Annotated in this window: 18 protein-coding genes; 6 read left to right on the forward strand and 12 right to left on the reverse strand. The window is 65.7% G+C overall.

Translation table 11 applies throughout. The annotated features are described in order from the left end of the window. Positions 1-17: 17 nt before the first annotated feature. The 4 genes from GSQ95_RS10200 to GSQ95_RS10215 form a co-directional block, all read right to left on the reverse strand. Entirely contained in the window at positions 18-1,253 is a 1,236-nt protein-coding gene (locus GSQ95_RS10200) for a cysteine desulfurase-like protein (RefSeq protein WP_158890438.1), read from the reverse strand. A 20-nt stretch (positions 1,254-1,273) separates the two neighbouring features. Beyond that, positions 1,274-2,008 carry an amino acid ABC transporter ATP-binding protein gene (locus GSQ95_RS10205; RefSeq protein WP_133860990.1) on the reverse strand — a complete coding sequence of 245 codons (735 nt, stop codon included), beginning with the start codon at positions 2,006-2,008 and terminating at the stop codon, positions 1,274-1,276. Then, a complete protein-coding gene (locus tag GSQ95_RS10210) occupies positions 2,005-2,682 on the reverse strand; it encodes an amino acid ABC transporter permease (RefSeq protein ID WP_133860989.1) in 678 nt (225 codons plus the stop codon). The genes GSQ95_RS10205 and GSQ95_RS10210 overlap by 4 nt, the downstream gene beginning before the upstream one ends. A gap of 64 nt (positions 2,683-2,746) precedes the next feature. Then, on the reverse strand, positions 2,747-3,523 hold the full coding sequence (locus GSQ95_RS10215; RefSeq protein ID WP_158890440.1) for a transporter substrate-binding domain-containing protein: 777 nt from the start codon (positions 3,521-3,523) through the stop codon (positions 2,747-2,749). Positions 3,524-4,020: 497 nt separating this feature from the next. Here GSQ95_RS10215 and GSQ95_RS10220 point away from each other — a divergent pair, with 497 nt between their 5' ends. After that, positions 4,021-5,253, forward strand: a complete 1,233-nt coding sequence (locus tag GSQ95_RS10220; RefSeq protein ID WP_158890442.1) for a glutamate carboxypeptidase — start codon at positions 4,021-4,023, stop codon at positions 5,251-5,253. Between the two features lie 64 nt (positions 5,254-5,317). On the opposite strand, the gene GSQ95_RS10225 is transcribed toward GSQ95_RS10220, so the two are convergent. Then, entirely contained in the window at positions 5,318-6,280 is a 963-nt protein-coding gene (locus GSQ95_RS10225; protein WP_158890444.1) for an endonuclease, read from the reverse strand. A gap of 231 nt (positions 6,281-6,511) precedes the next feature. On the opposite strand from GSQ95_RS10225, the gene GSQ95_RS10230 reads away from it, so the two are divergent. Next, positions 6,512-6,706: a hypothetical protein gene (locus GSQ95_RS10230; protein WP_158890446.1), complete on the forward strand. Its 195-nt coding sequence runs from the start codon at positions 6,512-6,514 to the stop codon at positions 6,704-6,706. Positions 6,707-6,843: 137 nt separating this feature from the next. Here GSQ95_RS10230 and GSQ95_RS10235 read toward each other — a convergent pair whose 3' ends face one another. The 5 genes from GSQ95_RS10235 to GSQ95_RS10255 all read right to left on the reverse strand — a co-directional run bounded on the left by GSQ95_RS10235 (position 6,844) and on the right by GSQ95_RS10255 (position 11,767). Next, on the reverse strand, positions 6,844-7,098 hold the full coding sequence (locus tag GSQ95_RS10235; protein ID WP_158890449.1) for a DUF2790 domain-containing protein: 255 nt from the start codon (positions 7,096-7,098) through the stop codon (positions 6,844-6,846). A 164-nt stretch (positions 7,099-7,262) separates the two neighbouring features. Continuing rightward, positions 7,263-8,435 (reverse strand): MFS transporter, encoded by a 1,173-nt coding sequence (locus GSQ95_RS10240; protein WP_158890451.1) that lies wholly within the window; start codon positions 8,433-8,435, stop codon positions 7,263-7,265. Between the two features lie 77 nt (positions 8,436-8,512). After that, positions 8,513-9,001: a DUF3237 domain-containing protein gene (locus GSQ95_RS10245; RefSeq protein WP_158890453.1), complete on the reverse strand. Its 489-nt coding sequence runs from the start codon at positions 8,999-9,001 to the stop codon at positions 8,513-8,515. Between the two features lie 41 nt (positions 9,002-9,042). Further along, complete coding sequence (locus tag GSQ95_RS10250; protein ID WP_158890455.1) at positions 9,043-10,377, reverse strand: alginate export family protein; 1,335 nt, start codon at positions 10,375-10,377, stop codon at positions 9,043-9,045. A gap of 127 nt (positions 10,378-10,504) precedes the next feature. Further along, positions 10,505-11,767, reverse strand: coding sequence for a serine hydrolase (locus GSQ95_RS10255; RefSeq protein WP_158890457.1), 1,263 nt, complete (start codon positions 11,765-11,767; stop codon positions 10,505-10,507). A gap of 142 nt (positions 11,768-11,909) precedes the next feature. Here GSQ95_RS10255 and GSQ95_RS10260 point away from each other — a divergent pair, with 142 nt between their 5' ends. The 4 genes from GSQ95_RS10260 (at position 11,910) to GSQ95_RS10275 (ending at position 14,332) form a co-directional block, all read left to right on the forward strand. Beyond that, positions 11,910-12,530: a TetR/AcrR family transcriptional regulator gene (locus GSQ95_RS10260; RefSeq protein WP_158890459.1), complete on the forward strand. Its 621-nt coding sequence runs from the start codon at positions 11,910-11,912 to the stop codon at positions 12,528-12,530. A 365-nt stretch (positions 12,531-12,895) separates the two neighbouring features. Then, positions 12,896-13,246 carry a CidA/LrgA family protein gene (locus tag GSQ95_RS10265; RefSeq protein WP_158890461.1) on the forward strand — a complete coding sequence of 117 codons (351 nt, stop codon included), beginning with the start codon at positions 12,896-12,898 and terminating at the stop codon, positions 13,244-13,246. After that, positions 13,239-13,922 (forward strand): LrgB family protein, encoded by a 684-nt coding sequence (locus tag GSQ95_RS10270; RefSeq protein WP_158890463.1) that lies wholly within the window; start codon positions 13,239-13,241, stop codon positions 13,920-13,922. Before GSQ95_RS10265 ends, GSQ95_RS10270 begins: the two co-directional genes overlap by 8 nt. A 188-nt stretch (positions 13,923-14,110) precedes the next feature. Then, positions 14,111-14,332 carry a hypothetical protein gene (locus GSQ95_RS10275; RefSeq protein ID WP_133860976.1) on the forward strand — a complete coding sequence of 74 codons (222 nt, stop codon included), beginning with the start codon at positions 14,111-14,113 and terminating at the stop codon, positions 14,330-14,332. Between the two features lie 127 nt (positions 14,333-14,459). Here GSQ95_RS10275 and GSQ95_RS10280 read toward each other — a convergent pair whose 3' ends face one another. After that, on the reverse strand, positions 14,460-14,705 hold the full coding sequence (locus GSQ95_RS10280) for a hypothetical protein (protein WP_158890465.1): 246 nt from the start codon (positions 14,703-14,705) through the stop codon (positions 14,460-14,462). A gap of 395 nt (positions 14,706-15,100) precedes the next feature. Further along, positions 15,101-16,460 (reverse strand): gamma-glutamyltransferase family protein (locus GSQ95_RS10285; protein WP_158973790.1); only part of this gene is annotated, 1,360 nt, incomplete at its 5' end.

Consider the following 16,460-nt stretch of genomic DNA (forward strand, 5'->3'; position numbering starts at 1 on the left):
GAAAGGAGAGGCGCCGGTCAGCGCAATTCGGTGATTGCCTGATCCAGCGCGGTGATGAGGCGATCGATCTCTTCGAGCGTGTTGTAGTGCGCTAGGGACACCCGCACCACCCCACCCAGGGGCGCCAGGCCAAGGGCCTCGATCAGGCGCCGCGCATAGAAGTCGCCGAAGCGGATGCCGATGCGCTGCTCGTCGACCTTGAGCACCACGGCTTCCGAGCGCACTCCTTCCACCACGAAGCTGATGGTGGGTACGCGCGCCTGGACGCCGGTCTTGCCGATGATCCGAACCCCGGGACGCTGGCGCAGAAAGCCCAGCAGTCGTTCGGCGAGGGCATCCTCCTGGATCTCGAAGGCGTCGAATGCTGCCTGCATCCGTTCGCGTTCGCTACCCTGGACGCCAAGACGGTCGCCGATGTCGAGCAGATAGTCGGAGATGCCGATGCAGCCGAAGGACAGCTCGTAGTTGACGTTGCCGGGCTGCAGTTTGTAGGGCACCACGTCCTGGCCGATGAAGAAGTGGTTGAGGCTGGGAAATTCCAGCAGCAGGTCGCGACGGCCCCAGAGCACGGCGAAGTGCGGGCCGAAGGTCTTGTAGAAGCTGTAGACATAGAAATCGGCGCCGCTGGCCTGCACATCGACCAGCCGGTGCGGCGCATAGGCCACCGCGTCCACGCACAGCTGCGCGCCCACCGCATGGACGCGGCGGGCGATCTCGGCGACGGGATTGATCGAGCCGAGGATGTTGGAGGCGTGGGTCACGGCCACATAGCGGGTCTTGTCGCCGAGCAGTGCCTGCAGGTCGTCCAGTTCCAGTTCGAGGCTGTCGGGATCGACCTGCCAGACGCGCAGGGTGGCGCCGCGGTCTTCGCAGAGCCGGACCCAGGGGCCGATGTTGGCTTCGTGGTCGCAGTTGGTGACGATGATTTCATCACCGGGCGCGATCGAGGGTGCGATGGCGCGGCAGAGTATCTGCAGCAGGTGGGTGGTCGAGCCGCCCATGATGACTTCGTCGGGATGGGCCGCGTTGATCAGCTGCATGACCGAACGGCGGGCCTGCATCACGCGCTCGCCGGCCGCGACCGAGGGCGGGTAGGAGGCGCCCAGCTGGACGCTGCTGTTGAGCAGGTAGTCGGCCACCCGGTCGGCGACCCCTTGCAACACCAGGGAACCCCCGGCGTTGTCCATGAAGACGTAGTCGTCGGCCAGACCGGGAAACTGCTTGCGAACGTAGGCGATATCGAGGGAATTCACGCGACTTTCTCCAGCCAGGATCAGTGGTGCAGGATGGCCTGCAGGAAGGCCCGGGTGCGGGGTTCCTGAGGAGCGGTAAAGAAGGGTTCCGGGGTGTTCTGTTCGACGATGCGACCGCTCTCCATGAAGATCACCCGATCGGCGACGCGCCGGGCGAAGCCCATTTCATGGGTCACCACGACCATGGTGACGCCGGAACGGGCCAGGTTCTGCATGACGTCGAGCACCTCGCCGACCATCTCCGGGTCCAGCGCCGAGGTGGGCTCGTCGAAGAGGATGGCGCGGGGCTCCATGGCCATGGTGCGGGCGATGGCGACCCGTTGCTGCTGGCCACCGGACAACTGGCTCGGGTACTTGTGGGCGTGATCGCCCATGCCGACCTTGACCAGCAGATCCCGTGCGCGGGCATGGACCTCGCGCCGGTGCAGGCCGCGCACCCGGATCGGCGCCAGCGACACGTTGTCGAGGACGCTCAGGTGCGGATAGAGGTTGAAGCTCTGGAAGACCATGCCCACTTCGCTGCGGATACCGGCGAGGCGCGGCCCGTTCTCGACCCGTTCGCCCGCCACGCGGATATGGCCCTGCTGGTAGTTTTCCAGCAGGTTGATGCAGCGGATCAGCGTCGACTTGCCGGAGCCGGACGGGCCGAGGATGACCACCACCTCGCCTTCCTCGACCTGTAGGTTGATATCGCTCAGCGCCTGGAAATTGCCGTAGTACTTGTCGAGGTGTTCGATGTCGATCAGGGTGCTCATGCGGTCTTGCCTCCCGCGCCATTGCGTCTTTCGACCCAGCTGACCAGTTGCACCATGGGCAACAGCAGCAGCAGATAGAGCAGGGCGGCGCCCACCAGCGGGGTCGGGTTGGCCGCCAGGGCCTGGGCCTGGGTCGCCTGCTTGAGCAGGTCGGGCATCGCCACCACCGAGGCGAGGGCGGTGTCCTTCATGACGTTGATGCAGTTGCTGGTCATGGGCGGCAGCACGATGCGGATCGCCTGGGGCAACACGACATCGCGCATGGTGTTGAAGAAGCTCATGCCCTGGGCGGCCGACGCCTCGAACTGACCGCGGGGAATGGCTTCGATGCCCGAGCGAAAGATCTCGGCGCTGTAGGCGCAGGACACCAGGGAAAGCGCGCTGGCCGCTGCCGCGAAGGAAGACAGGCGGATACCGACGAAGGGCAGCGCGTAATAGATCAGGACCAGCAGGACCAGCAGCGGGATGGACCTCATGATGTCGATGTAGATCCGCGCCAGCAGCCGCACCGGCGCGTAGGAATATAGCCGCAGCAGGGCCAGCAGCAGCCCGCCGACCAGACCCAGGACGATACTCACCAGGCCCAGCAGCACGGTCACGCCCAGGCCCCGGATCATCAGGGGCAGCGATTCGACCAGCACGTTCCAGTTGAAGAAGGTTTGCAGAAGATCCATGGGATACCTCGGTCACGGCCCGGGGCGAACGGACCTCGCCCCGGGCCTGCAGCAGCGGCAGGGCTTACTTGGGCGCGGCGGAGACCTTCAGGGTGCTCGACTCCTTGGCGGCCTCGGTACCGAACCACTGTTTGTGGATGGCGCCCAGGGTGCCGTCTTCCTTCATCTTGCTGATGATGTCGTTGACCTGGTCGCTCATGGGCCAGCCCTTGGCGTGCATCAGCGAATAGCGTTCACCCGTGGGAATGCGGGCGACGATGGTGAATTGCGGCTTGTCCTTGATGTAGTAGAGGACGGCGGGGATATCGCTCAGGTAGCCATCGATGCGCCCGGAGCCCAGGTCCAGCATGGCCGGTGACAGCCCCTCGTAGCGCGAGACGTCGGCGAACTTGTACTCGTTCTGGTGTTGGCCGATCCACATGTCGCCGGTGGAGCCGGTATCGACACCGACGACCTTGCCCTTCATGTCCTCGAGGCTCTTCACCGTGGATTTGGTCAGGGCGGTCAGCGACTGGTCGCTGTCGAAGTAGGGTTGGGCGAAGGCGACCGATTCCAGGCGCTTGGGGGTGATGGTGATGGACGAGATCGCGATGTCGACGCGTTTCGACTGCACCGCGCTGAACAACCCGTTGAAGGGAATGTTGACGAAATCCACGCTCTTGCCGGCCCGTTTCGCCACTTCCTTCACCACATCGACCTCGAAGCCGACGAAGTCTCCCTTGGCGTCTTGGAACTCCCAGGGCACGTTGCCGACGTTGGCCCCCACCGTCCAGTCGGCTGACCAGGCGGGCAGGGCTACTGCGGCGGTCATGAGCAAGCCCAACGCTATCTTCGCTTTCATCTTCACTCCCTATTTTCCGTTGCTGTCAGTGGCTTTTTCCTTACGACGTCGAATCGAGAGTAAGGCAGTGAATTATTTTATTCAATGGTAAATATTATTGGATTTTTTGCTCCAAAATCGTGCGGAGAATTGCCGCGGAAGCCGCGTTGGCGGGGTTGCGGACGGGAATGTACGGCGGGAACGCCAGGGAAAGGTCGGCGCCAGACGCCTTGGGCCCGCGCGGCAGTCCGTGCCTGAAAATGAGGCACGGAGCCTTCGGCTCCGGGGCGCTGGCCATGCCGTCCGGCGGCTGGGCTTCGCGGCGGCGGGTAGAAGGCGCATCCCGCTGACCCGCGGGGCCACCAGGTAGCTGACGAAGCCCGGGAGCGGCCAGGTCCTCCCGCGACAACGGCTGGACCCTCCACGCGGACGGCCGGGAAAACGCTCCGGTTTCCCCTATGTCCTTGTTGCGACTACAGTTGTCTGACTAATCCAACAAGGCCAACAAGGAAAGTCCGATGTCCGCTCCGTTTTTGCGTACCACCCTCGCTGCCGTTCTTACCTGCTGCATCGCCCTGCCCGTCAGTGCCGCGCTCGACGCGCGCATCCAGACCGCCGCGGAACAGGCCAAGGCGCCGACGCTCACGTTGCTGGAGCAACTGGTGAATATCGACTCGGGGTCCGGCTACGCGCCCGGCCTCACCGAAGTGGGCAAGCTCGTCAGCGCGGAATTGCAGAAGCTCGGCGCCACGGTGCAAGAGGTGCCCAACACCGCGCCGGACCAGAGCAAGCACCTGGTCGCCACGCTCAAGGGCAGCGGCAAGGCCAGGATTCTCCTGCTGGCGCACATGGACACGGTGTTCAAGGAGGGCACGGCCAAGGCCCGGCCGTATCGCACCGATGAAAAGCGCGCCTATGGTCCGGGCGTGTCCGACGACAAGGGCGGCATCGTGGTCGCCCTGGCGGCGCTGGAGATCCTCAAGAAGCTCGACTTCAAGGACTTCGGGCAGATCACCCTTTTGTTGGACGCCAGCGAGGAAACCGGCTCCCAGGCCGCCACCGAGCTGATCGCCAGCACCGCCAAGCAGCATGATGTGACGCTGAATCTGGAGCCGGGTCGGCCGGCCGATGGCCTGGTGGTGTGGCGCAAGGGCAGCGCCACCGCCGTGGTGGAGGTCAAGGGCAAGGCGTCCCATGCCGGCGTGTCTCCGGAGCTGGGGCGCAACGCCGCCACCGAGGTCGCGCACCAGGTGCTGCAGCTGGGCAACCTGGGCGATGCGGAGAAGAAGACCTCGGTCAACTTCACCGTGATCGAGGCGGGTGAGCGCATCAACGTGATCCCCGATCACGCCGTCGCCAAGGCCGACGTCCGCGCTGCGCTGCCCGAAGAATTTGATCGGGTGGAAAAGGACCTGGCGCGGATCGCCGCCAACAAGCAGATCCCCGACACCGAGGTGACCACGCGGCTTGAGCGCGGTCTGCCGCCGATGCCGCAGACCGCGGCGAGCGATCGGCTGCTGGCCATGGCCCAGGGCATCTATGGCGAGCTGGGCCGCACCCTGACCGTCGAGGGAAGCGGTGGCGCCGCGGATGCCAGCATCGCCGCCGGGGCCGGCGTGCCCACCCTGGACGGCTTCGGCATCGTTGGCGGCAAGCTGCACACGCCTGAGGAGTACGTGGAACTGGACAGCGTGACACCGCGCATCTATCTGCTCACGCGGATGCTGGTGGAGCTGTCCAAGGCGCGGTGACCGTCCGGCGTACCCGCTGCCGACCCGGTCGGTCAGCGGGTACGCCTGGCAAACAGCCGTCGGCTCAACCCGAGCAGTTGCCCGCCTTGTTGAAGCCTGCGGCCTTCGCCTCGGCTTCGGAGGCGAACTTCACCTGGTTCTTCGGTGACACCTGGGCGTAGCTCGGGCAGCCTTGCGGCAGGTGATAGACGTGACTGTTGCGGTTGCCGATGATCGCGCCCTGGCCGGCCGCGGCGGGGCTATCGCTCCTGACCGGTGCTGACGGCGCTGGCTTGGCTGCCGGCAGGGGGCTGACGATGCCGTCGCCAACCGGTTGGTAGCCCAGCGTCCAGTGCCGCTCGCCGGACACGAAGGGGTTGCCATGGCCCATCACCGCGGCGATGCGGCTGTCCCGTTCGCGCTCCCAGGCGGTGACCGGTTGCTGCTTGTCCCAGGCCATCAGCAGTTGCTGCTGCTGGCGCGACATGTTCAGGCCGTAGCGATCGAACATATAGAAGGTGACCCGGGCGACCAGGCCCTTGACCTCGTCGCGCGGCTCGGCGGCGCGTTCCTGAAAGTCGACCTTGGTCGTGCACTGGCCGTATTGCGGTTGCACGCCCTGGGCCATGCCGTAGTTGAAATTGGCCCGGTCACCATTCACCTCGCCCACGGCGGGGTAGAGGTTGAAGAGGTCGGCTTCCATGGCGCGGAACACCGGGTCATCCGCCACGCAGTGTTCCCGTCCGCCGTTCTGCCAGCACTGGCGCTGATGACCGAAGGTCCAGGCCGGCACGATGTGCTCCCACTCGGTGCGTTCGCCACGGGTTTCCTGCTTGCGCGCCTGGAAGCCGCAGGAGGCGGCATCGAGCCGTCCCCCGGACTTGCCGACCCACTCCCACTTGCAGCCGCAATAGAGGTCGCCCTGGGCGCTGGTGTTCTGATCGAAATAGACTTTTTGTCTGGCGATTACCTTGGCTTCGCCAAAGGTATCGGGCGCTGCGGCGAGCGCGGAGGAGGCCACCAGTGTGGCCAGGAGAAGCGAAAGCAAAAGGCGCATGTATCTTCACAGATCGATTAGGGCGCCGAATTGTATAGCTTTTGCCTCGCTGATAGCGGGTGCAGGGTGCGGAAGTCTCGGGGCAGACGCCCTGGCTCGCGGGCGTTTCGAACATCAGGTCGAAACGCCCCTTTCAGCAACAATGAGATTCGCTAAGATTTGTGAACCAAATCTCAAAAACTTGTCTGATGACGCAGTCTGCACTTCTGTCCGGAGTTTTCTATGAATGGCCCCACCCCCTGCTGTGATTTGGGCGGAATGAGCACCTCGGTGCTGGAAGATGAGCTGGCCGAGCGCAAGACGCGGCTGGCCGAGGCCCAGGCCGATGTTCAGTGCCAGTTCCTGTCCTATGCGGACGACCACGCCTGCATCGCCGTGCTGGAGCGGGCGCTGGCCAAGGCCTATCGGTTCTTCTAACGGTCCGTCCGCCGATCCGTTGCGTTCTCTACCCTTCCGATATCCCTGGGTTCCGGGGGCAGAGGAGGACGATGCGGAAGGCCCCTCGGCCAGCGCGACGGTGGCCGCCGCGCGCTGGCACGGGGGCTAACACCGCCTCAATTCTGGTTGTAGCAGCCATTGCCAGACACCAGATAGTCCAGCTCATGCTCCCGGCCGGCGTGATCCAGATAGTCGAGGCGGGCCGGCACGATCCCGCACTGGGCGTCCAGCTCGGTCTGGCTGACGACCTTGGCGACGTCGAGCGGGACGAAGAAACCGGGCTGGTCATGGATCAGGGCGGGATGGTCGGGAGCGGCCAGGGCGGAGCCGGTGGCGAGCAGACCGAAGAGACCGAGCAGGAGCGCTTTCATGGAGAGTCCTCTTGAAGGGGTGGGTAGCGAGTCGCTGACCGGGCCACTCTAGGAGGACAGGGGGGACGCCAAGCTGACCGGGTGATGACAAATCGGTCATGGAGGTTGTCGCCTGGCCGCACGGCAGGCGGTGATATTCGCGGCCCCTAGCAAGCGGCCAACGCTCAGACCGAGCAGTCCAGCGCCTTGCCCGGCACCTGGCGGCGTCCCCAGGACAGCATGACGAGCACCAGGACGCAGCCGATCAGGATGGCGCCCGCCGACAGCACGAAGAGACTGCGCCGGTCGTTGCCTTCGATGAGCAGACTCAGCAGGGTCGGCGCCGCGGCGGCTGAGGCGACCTGCACCACGCCGACTAGCTTGGTCAGGCGCCCGCTCGGATCATGGGTCACGACCGAGGACATGTAGTAGGACAGCGCCAGGTTCCAGCCGAAGTTCATCAGGAACACCGCGAGCATGAGATCCGCCGCCGTGTGGATGCGCGTGGCCAGCAGGTAGATGGCACCGAGCACGGCCAGGGAGCCGGTGAGGATCATCGGTACGCGGCCCAGATGGCGCCCGGCCACGCTGGGCAGGGCCGCACCGGGCAAGCCGCCGAGCAGGCCGATGCTGATCGCCCAGCTGATGTCCACCGGTGCCACCCCGGCATCGCGGGCGATGCCTTCGACGAAGCCCCACAGCGAGTAGATCGACAGCTGCAGGAACAGCATGCCGAGCAGCGAGCAGACGCCGATCACCGTCAGACCGGACCGCAGCGGTGTGGAGGAGACCTGTCGCTCTTCCGGGCTCTGCCTGGCCGGCAGGCAGAGGCTCAGCAGACAGACCAGGGCGAACCAGGCGGCCAGGTAGTAGATCGCCCCCGCGAAACCTTGCCACTCGGCGATCATCGACATGAGCACCGCGCTGCTGGCGAACAGGGCGGTCTGCACGAACAGCAGGATGCCGAAGGACCTGTCCTGGCCCGGCATGCTGCCCAGCCAGTAGATGGCATAGGAGTAGAGCACCCCCGAGCAGAGTCCCGAGAGGCCGCGCAAGGCCAGTAGCGGATCGAGGGCGGTGACGCTGGCGGTCGCGGCGTTGGCGAACAGCAGCAGCAGGGCCGTGCTCAGGGCCAGGGTGCGCGGCCCGAGGAAGCGGATCATCGGCAGGTACAGCAGCGTCCCGACGATGGAGCCGCACATCTCGACGGACAGGGTCCAGCTCTGCTGCGCCAGGGTCAGGTCGAGGCGTTCGGTCAGCAGTCCGATGAAGATCGGCTGCACGCCGATGACGAGAATCGAGGCGGCGGCGATCGCGATGCACGCGGCGCGCACCAGGGTTTGCTTGGCGATGGTCATGGTCGTTTACCTGCCGGCTCGGCCACCCTGTGGCCTGCCGCTTCAGTAGAAAGCCTGGCTGTAAGAGGGGTCGCCGATCAGGTGAGGCGATAGCAGTGGATGGCCACCTGGTCGGCGGCGGGATAGCCCACCTTGCCGATCATCACGCTGCGGGTCAGCCAGTCGAGTCTGCCGCTCGCCACCTGGAAGCGCGGTGTGCAACTGCAGTGATAGTCCTCCTCGGCGATCGGCCAGAGGCCCTGGGCGACCTGCGCCTGCCCCCGGTCGTTGAGGGTGATCAGGCCGGTGTTATGGATGTTGATCCACTCGCCCTGGTCGCTGCGCAGGCTGTAGCGCGCGTCCAGCTCGCCCACGCCGTCGCTGCGCAGCAGATAGAAATCCGCGCCGCCGGCGATCACTTCGCCGCGTACGTTCAGGCCCTCGAAATGCCCGCCGGTGATTCGATAGTTGCTGCGCTGGCCATCGGTGCAGGGGCCCAGGCCATCGGCCGGGTCGATGAGCACCTGCAGGCTCAACACCCATTCCAGCGTCGGCACGGCGATTCCGGTTTCTGTCTTGGTATTCATCACGCTCTCCTGTGCCCCACGGGGGCTGTGGTGACGGGTGGTCAGTAGCGATAGGTGAAATACAGCTCGAGGGCGCTGAAGCGATCGTTGTCGCCGAACGCCTGGCGGGCGGCCGACCTGGCCTGCACCCAGTTGTACGAGAGCGAGCCGTAGAACTGCCGGTTGGGCGTCCAGTCGAGGTACACCGCGGTCTCGTCGGCGAAGCGCCGATCGCTGACCGCGGCGCCGCGGAAGTTGGCCTGGTCGAGCCAGAACTGGTAGTGGATGACGCCCAGGGTGAGGGCGTCGCTGAGCCGGTTCTTCAGCGAGAACTGCTGGACGCGCTCGTTGCTGTTGAACAGCAGGTAGTTGCCCACCACGTCGCCGATCAGCCAGGTACTCCAGTCGGTGAAACCCTTGCTCAGCGGGTCCCAGGCCTTCTGGCGGTTGTCGGTCGGGTTGTCGTCGCCGGAGAAGACGGCGTAGCGATAGCCGAGGGTGGGCGTGAGGGGCAGGTCCTGGAACTGGTAGTCGGCCTGGGCGTACCAGGCTCTGGCGTCGTAGCTGAGGGCGCCATCACCACCACGTTGCACCGCGTATTCGCCATTCAAGGTGAGATTCGGCAGGCCCGGCAGGTGACCGCGCAGGGCCCGCAGGTTGTACACCCGCATGCCGTCGCGGCGTGCCGCGCTGCTGTTGTTGCTGGCCAGGGTATCGACCGTCATGGCCAGGGCGCCGAGGGTCACCTGGCCGTCGAGGTCGTAATCCAGGTTGGCGCCGCTCAGGCGGAAATCGCCATAGTGATCGTCGGTGCGCAGGGTGAAGGCCTGTGCCTGGGCCGGGCCATGCCCCCACGCCAGGATCGCCGAATCGCGGAAGGCGGTGCGCGGACCGAGCCAGTAGGCGCCATCGCCGAACAGATCGAGATTGCCGTCCATGACGATGAAGCCGGTGCCGACCATGAAGTTCTGGCGGCCGGCGGTGAATTTCCAGTCACCTGCCTGGACCCCGGCGTAGCCTTCTTCCGGGGCGAAGCGGCCGTCGGAGCTGCGGGTGAAGCCACCGGCATCGCCGTCGCCAAGGGTGGCGGCGCCGACCACCGAGCCGGCGGCGAGCAGGTGGAGCCTGTCGCTGAGCGAATAGTCGAGGGTGACGCCAGGTTTGACGTAGAACTCCTGCCAGGCAATGCGGCTGCCGTCGTTCCTGCCGCTGCGGGCATCCACGCGACCGGCGCCGAAATTGACGCCCCGGGTTGTGATGGAACCGGCGCCCGCCGTCAGGTTGAACTCGCCTTTGAGGTGTTCGTTGTCAAATGGATAGCCCGCCAGGGCTGGCTGGCTGGCCAGCGGCAGGCCGAGCGCCAGCAGCACGCCGGCAAGGCGCTTGGTTGTGCACATATAGAGCTCCTGACTATTTTTCTTGTATTACAGGGCAGTGAAGGGTGGCCAAGGCGACCACCGAATACCTGGCGCAGCAGGTGGGAGCGCTGGCGGGCCGGCGCTCGTCGATCTCGTTAGGGATGGATCAGCCGCGCAGCTGGGCGGCGATGGCGCGCAACAGCCGTACGGTATCGATGTCCAGCTCGGTGACCGCTTCGGGTAGCGAGGATTGCTTGACGATCACCACCTCGGCGGCGCGGTCGACGAACAGGTACTGGCCGTGGATACCGCTGGCCATGATGGCCGGACTTTCGTCGTTGAAGACATACCACTGGCTGCGGTAGGAGGCGCCCGGGGTCCAGTCGGCGAAGTCCTGGTGCACGCCATAGAGGGCCGGATCCCCGCCCGCCGCGATGGCCTCGACGACCGCCGGGTCGATGACCTGCTGGCCGTCGACCCGCCCGTCGTTGGCCAGCATCAGGCCGAAGCGGCCCATGTCGCGCAAGGTGGCGTTGAAGCCGGCACCGGCGACGCTGCGACCCCAGGGATCGGCCATGAAGTAGGCGTCGCGCTCGCAGCCGAGGTGCTGCCAGATCCGCTGCAGCTGTTCGGCGCAACCCAGGCCGCTGGCGCGCTCCATCACCCAGGCCAGGACCTCGGTGGTGGCGGTCACGTAATGGAAGAGGCCGCCGTGCTCGCACCTTTTGCGCAATGACGGCAGGTACTGGTACAGGGATTCGTACTGGGCGTACTCGGGCGGGGCCGGTTTGAAGCCACAGGCATAGCCGTACTGCGAGCTTGCCGAGGTGGGATCGTCGTAGAGCTCGGTGTAGTGGACGCCCACGGCTATGTCGAGCAACTGGCGGACGCTGGCGTCGCCGAAGGCGCTGCCGGCCAGTCCCGGCACGTAATGCTGGGTCAGCGCCTGGGCATCGAGCACGCCGTCGTGGATGAGTTGCTCGCCGAGCACCCCGATCAGCGACTTGGTGACCGAGAACATGATGTGGCGGTCGGTGGCGACCTGGCCGTTGAAGTAGCGCTCGTACACCACGCGACCCTGGTGCAGCACCAGAAAGCCGTCGGTCTTGCTGGCCTGCAGATGGTCGAGGGCGCTGACGCTGCGGCCGCAGCTGCTCTGGAATCTCAGCGTTTCCAGGGCCATGGGCGCATGGGCCAGCACCCTGTCCGGTCGCGATCCGGCTGCCACCTCGATGGTGGGACGCATGCGCGCCAGGTTGCGAAAGCCCCAGCGATTGAACGGCGGTGACATCCAGTTGGCCCAGGTCACGCGCTGGTCCGGCTCGGCCGGAAATCCCTGCATCAGTACGGGCTCTCGTTCTTGTCTGTCGTACATCTCGCTGACTTCCCGATTCCGGGAAACCAGGGAGCGGTCGAGGCTCTGGTTCATCAGACTCATCCTGGCAGTGGCCCTGCGTAGAGCAGGTACGGGAAAATAATTAACTCTGTTAATTTCTTTAGTCAATAAAATATTTTCTGTACCTAAGCCCGGCCAGCTATCCTCTCTGGCATCCCAGGAATCAGGAGCGACGGTGAGCGGCCTACGCGAACGTCAGAAGGAGTTACGCCGCACCGCCATCTCGGCCGCGGCGGTCAAGCTTTTCCAGCGTCAGGGCTTTCGCGAGACCACCGTCGAGCAGATCGCCCGCGACGCCGGTGTCTCGGCGCCCACGGTGTTCAAGTATTTCGGCAGCAAGCACGAGATCATCCTGGAGATGATCAAGGAGTCCGATCGCCGGGCGCTGATCGACGTGCGCCGGCACCTGGGCGACTTCGCGGATCCCGTCGATGCGCTCTGCCACCTGGAACACCTGCTCGTCAGCTACGCCTTGGACGTCCTGCCCGCCGCCCTCTGGCGCGAGTTGCTGCCGCTGGTGCTGGTGGGGAGTGACGGCGGTCTGCCCCAGGCCTATCGGCAGATGAACCGCGGCCTGCAGGGCGAGATCGCCAAGGTGCTGCGCGAGCTGCAGGCCGCCGGCAAGCTGCGCGCCGATCTGGACGTGGAGCTGGCGGCCTTTCTGCTCAACGACTACTCGCATCTGCAACTGCTGCGCCTGACGGCCAGCGACCAGTTGGATCGCGAAGGCCATGCCGCCACCGTGCGCAACACCACGCGCCTGATCTTCGAGGGCATGCGCGCGGTGCCGGCGTGAGGCGTGGTCTTCCCCGCTCGGCTGGCGTCTCGACAGGTCGCGCTCGGGGAGCATGGCGGGATATCCGGCGAGCCGATTGCGAGGGGCGAAGGAAGGCGAGGCCGATCGCGGCGTCAACTCAGCACTGAGCCGAACAAGGCGGGCACCTTTCGCCGATCTCAGCTGGGATTTGCTCTGCCATTTGCAGATGCGCCTATAGTGAGGCGGCGCCTGGCAGCTGAACGTCAGACAGCCCTGTCGGCAGTAATCGCCGCTCCTGTGGGACCTGCGACAGCCAACGGACCGGTCCGGCTGGCGCGGGCCAGGCCTGGCTGCGCAGCCTGATAGGGCGGGTTGTTTAGAATAACAAGGCAATGTGGGTGGTTATGAATATAACGGGTTTCCTGACGCTGGTGGGTTGCTACCTGCTTGGCACCTATATGACGAATTTCATCGGCGGCATTCCAGCCAGTGTCATAGGGATCATCGTGCTTTTCGCCCTGCTGATCCTGTTGCGCAGGGTGCCCGAAGGGGTGGAGAAGATGGCGGGTAGTCTGCTCGGATACCTTCCCTTGATGCTCGTGGTGCCGGCGGTTGGCATCGTCGATTTCAGCGGCCTCGAGACCTCCGTGTGGTTGCGCCTGGTGCTGGTCATCGCCCTGTCCCTGCTGGTCACCGTGCCCCTGTGTGGCTGGCTGCTGCAGTACCTGATCGGTAGAGACAAAGACCATGTCTGACCCGGCCCTCGCTTCCCTGCTGGCCCTGTCCCTGACGCTCGCGGCCTATCAGCTGGCGCTCGTGCTGCAACAGCGCCTGCGCCTGGTCATGCTGCAACCGGTGCTGATCACCACCGCCATCGTCGCGACCGTGCTCTTGATCGGCGGGATCCCCTACGACAGGTATCGAAGCGCGAGCGGTATGCTCTCGATGCTGCTCGGACCCACCACCGTGGGCCTGGCCGTTCCGCTCTACAAGAACGTCCAGCGCGTGACGGCACTCTGCGCGCCGCTGCTGATAACCCTCACGGTTGGCGGCGTGGTAGGTGTTTCCCTGACCCTGGCCCTGGGCTGGCTGTTCGGCTTGCCGGAGACACTGCTGATGAGTCTGCTGCCGAAGTCGGTGACCATGCCGATCGCCTTGCCCCTGGCGGATCATTTCGGTGGCGTCGCGCCGCTGACCGCGGTGATCGTGATGCTGACCGGCGTCATCAGCACCACGCTGGCCCTGCCACTGCTCAAGGTCTTCAAGGTCGAGGATCCCGCGGCCCGCGGTCTGACCCTCGGCATGAACGGCCACGCCATAGGCACCGCCCATGCCTTGCGGGAAAGCCAGGAGACGGCCGCGTTCTCGGCGCTGGGCATGATCCTGCTCGGGATCGCTACCGCTCTGGTGCTGCCGCTGATGCTCGGTTGAGCGCCAGTGCCGCCAGGAGCGGGCCGACCGGAAGCCCCGAGCCGACGGGCGCGGAGCGCTGCCAACTGCCGCTCAGTCATCATTATCGACACTTCATGCGATAACCGTTATGTGAATAACGCCCGCGCGAAAGATGATAGCACTAGGCCAGCCGGCGATCGGCAGCCGTGCTTACAGGGACAGACGTCATGGGCATGGAAGACAAGGAATTTCAGACCACCCTCCAGCAACTCGGTCAGCTGAATCTGGACCGGATCATGGAGCAGGCTCGCGTTGATCGAGATTTCATGAATCGCGTGGTGACCGTGCTGGAAGAGTGTGGGGTGGACGATCGTACCGACGAGGAAAATTCCCTGCTCGAATGGGCGCGTGCCTTCCAGCGCCTGCCGGGCAAGGACGCCGGCCGCTAGACGTCTTAGTGCCGGCCCGGTATCGGCTGCAGGCAAAGCTAGTCTGACACCTCTTTCCAGCGACTGATTTCCGCTGCGCGCCTTGCGTCCCGGGCGCCAGGGCGTGCAGTTGGCAATGTGCGCTGGATCAGCGCTGACCTTTAGCGTCGTGAGCGCTGCTTCCTGCGACCGCGTCCAGCGGCAGGGGCGCCAGCAGGGCCGTCTCGGCCACCATGTCGGCAACCCGCTCATTGAGATCCTGCACGGCCTGCAGGACAGCGCGAACATCCGCATCGTCGCAGTCCACCGTGTCCAGCCGCCTGGCGTTTTCCTGTAGCTGGCGATGCAGGTCAAGCAGCGCCTCGCGGGCGTGGCTCTGGGGATCAGGGTGCATAAGGGGTCTTGGCCTCGACTCTGGGGTGATAGCTCAGAGCCACTATGTCGTGGCTTTTTTGATATCGCAATAAAGATTAATTCGATATCAATGCAGGGCGACGAGTGGGGACGCCGATTAGGCGAATTGGCTGCCGAGGCCGAGCGTCCGGGGAGGCGAGCTGCGGCTTTGCAGCTGATCCGCTACCGATGGCAGTGGAAGGCGTATCCGAATCGCCACAAGAGGGTTGGATGCGTCTTCCAAGATCTCCAGCCCAAGGTGCCACGCCTGAGCCTGAGGGGGCACCAAATGGGGCAGCTGCGCCTGTTCCAGCACGCGGTCTACCGGGAGCGGAGCCTCAAGCTACGGCCGGGTAGCCTGAGGCGCTCCGTATCGCCGACCGCGTCGCCTTGGCTTCAGTAACCCGCCACCAGGCCGTCCTTGCGCGGATCGGAGCCGCCCACGTAGCCGCCGGCAACGCGCTGGATGATCTGGGCGCCGCCGAAGGCGAATACGCCGGAGGGCTCTTCCACGGTCACCTCGTGGCCCAGGGTCCGCAACGCCGCCAGGGTGGCCGGGTCCAGGCTGCTTTCCACCGCGACCCGGCGGCCGCCTTCGAGGCGCCAGCGCGGTGCGTCGGCGGCGGCCTGGGGATTCTGCCGGTACTTGAGGATGCGCAGCATCAGCTGCAGGTGCCCCTGGGCCTGCATCGGGCCGCCCATCAGGCCGAAGGCCATCAGCGGGGTGCCATCGGCATTCATGGCGAAGCCGGGGATGATGGTGTGGAAGGGCCGCTTGCCTGGCGCCACGCTGTTGACGTGATCCGGCGCCAGGGTGAAGCCGGCGCCGCGATTCTGCAGGCTGATGCCGGTGCCCGGCACCACCACGCCCGAGCCGAAGCCCATGTAGTTGGACTGGATGAAGGAAATCATCATGCCGCTGTCGTCGGCCGCGGACAGGCAGACGGTGCCGCCGGGGCGCGGGGCGCCATAGCCGGGATCGCCGGCACGTGGCCCGAGCAACTCGGCGCGTTCGCGCAGGTAGGCCGGGTCCAGCAGGTGCTCGGCCTGGATGCGCATGTGCGCGGAGTCGGTGACGTGCTGGTAGAGATCGGCCAGCCCCAGCTTCATGGCTTCGATGGATCTGTGCAGGGTCGCGGGGCTGTCCACGGGATCCGCGCCGATGCCGGCGGCCTCCAGGATACCCAGGCCGGCGAGGGTGGCGATGCCCTGGCCATTGGGAGGCAACTCGTGCACCACGGCGCCGGCGAAGGGCACCGAGAGGGTATCGATCCAGTCGGCCCGGTGGGCGCGCAGGTCTTCCTCGTCCAGCACCGCGCCGTGTTCGCGGGCATGCCGGGCCATGGCCTGGGCCAGTTCGCCCTGGTAGAAGGCGGCGCCTTCGCTTGCGGCGATGGCCTCCAGGGTCCGCGCATGATCGGGCAGGCGCACCAGGGTGCCGGCGCGGGGTACGCCGTTGGCCAGGAAGCAGGCGGCGAAACCGGGTTGGTCCTTGAGCTGCTCGGCGCCGCGCCGCCAGAGTTCGGCGATCACCGGGGTGAGCAGGAAGCCGTCGCGGGCATAGTGGATCGCCGGGCCGGCGAGGGTGGTCAGCGGCAGCTTGCCGTAACGCTGGGCCAGGGCGACCCAGGCGGAGACGGCGCCGGGCACCGTGACCGCGCCCCAGCCGCGGGCCGGCATGGCGCTCTGGCCGGCGAAGAACTCCGGGGTCCAGCCGCGCGGTGCGCGACCGGAGGCGTTGAGGCCCTGCACCTTC

It is taken from the genome of Pseudomonas sp. BAV 4579 (assembly GCF_009765395.1).
In the GTDB taxonomy this organism is placed as follows: domain Bacteria; phylum Pseudomonadota; class Gammaproteobacteria; order Pseudomonadales; family Pseudomonadaceae; genus Chryseomonas; species Chryseomonas aestiva.

Bases quoted from the DNA above. Each gene is read 5' to 3' on its own strand.
- GSQ95_RS10205 (WP_133860990.1), bottom strand. From the start codon at position 2,008: ATGAGCACCCTGATCGACATCGAACACCTCGACAAGTACTACGGCAAT.
- GSQ95_RS10210 (WP_133860989.1), bottom strand. From the start codon at position 2,682: ATGGATCTTCTGCAAACCTTCTTCAACTGGAACGTGCTGGTCGAATCG.
- GSQ95_RS10215 (WP_158890440.1), bottom strand. From the start codon at position 3,523: ATGAAAGCGAAGATAGCGTTGGGCTTGCTCATGACCGCCGCAGTAGCC.
- GSQ95_RS10220 (WP_158890442.1), top strand. From the start codon at position 4,021: ATGTCCGCTCCGTTTTTGCGTACCACCCTCGCTGCCGTTCTTACCTGC.
- GSQ95_RS10230 (WP_158890446.1), top strand. From the start codon at position 6,512: ATGAATGGCCCCACCCCCTGCTGTGATTTGGGCGGAATGAGCACCTCG.
- GSQ95_RS10235 (WP_158890449.1), bottom strand. From the start codon at position 7,098: ATGAAAGCGCTCCTGCTCGGTCTCTTCGGTCTGCTCGCCACCGGCTCC.
- GSQ95_RS10240 (WP_158890451.1), bottom strand. From the start codon at position 8,435: ATGACCATCGCCAAGCAAACCCTGGTGCGCGCCGCGTGCATCGCGATC.
- GSQ95_RS10245 (WP_158890453.1), bottom strand. From the start codon at position 9,001: ATGAATACCAAGACAGAAACCGGAATCGCCGTGCCGACGCTGGAATGG.
- GSQ95_RS10250 (WP_158890455.1), bottom strand. From the start codon at position 10,377: ATGTGCACAACCAAGCGCCTTGCCGGCGTGCTGCTGGCGCTCGGCCTG.
- GSQ95_RS10255 (WP_158890457.1), bottom strand. From the start codon at position 11,767: ATGAACCAGAGCCTCGACCGCTCCCTGGTTTCCCGGAATCGGGAAGTC.
- GSQ95_RS10265 (WP_158890461.1), top strand. From the start codon at position 12,896: ATGAATATAACGGGTTTCCTGACGCTGGTGGGTTGCTACCTGCTTGGC.
- GSQ95_RS10270 (WP_158890463.1), top strand. From the start codon at position 13,239: ATGTCTGACCCGGCCCTCGCTTCCCTGCTGGCCCTGTCCCTGACGCTC.
- GSQ95_RS10275 (WP_133860976.1), top strand. From the start codon at position 14,111: ATGGGCATGGAAGACAAGGAATTTCAGACCACCCTCCAGCAACTCGGT.
- GSQ95_RS10280 (WP_158890465.1), bottom strand. From the start codon at position 14,705: ATGCACCCTGATCCCCAGAGCCACGCCCGCGAGGCGCTGCTTGACCTG.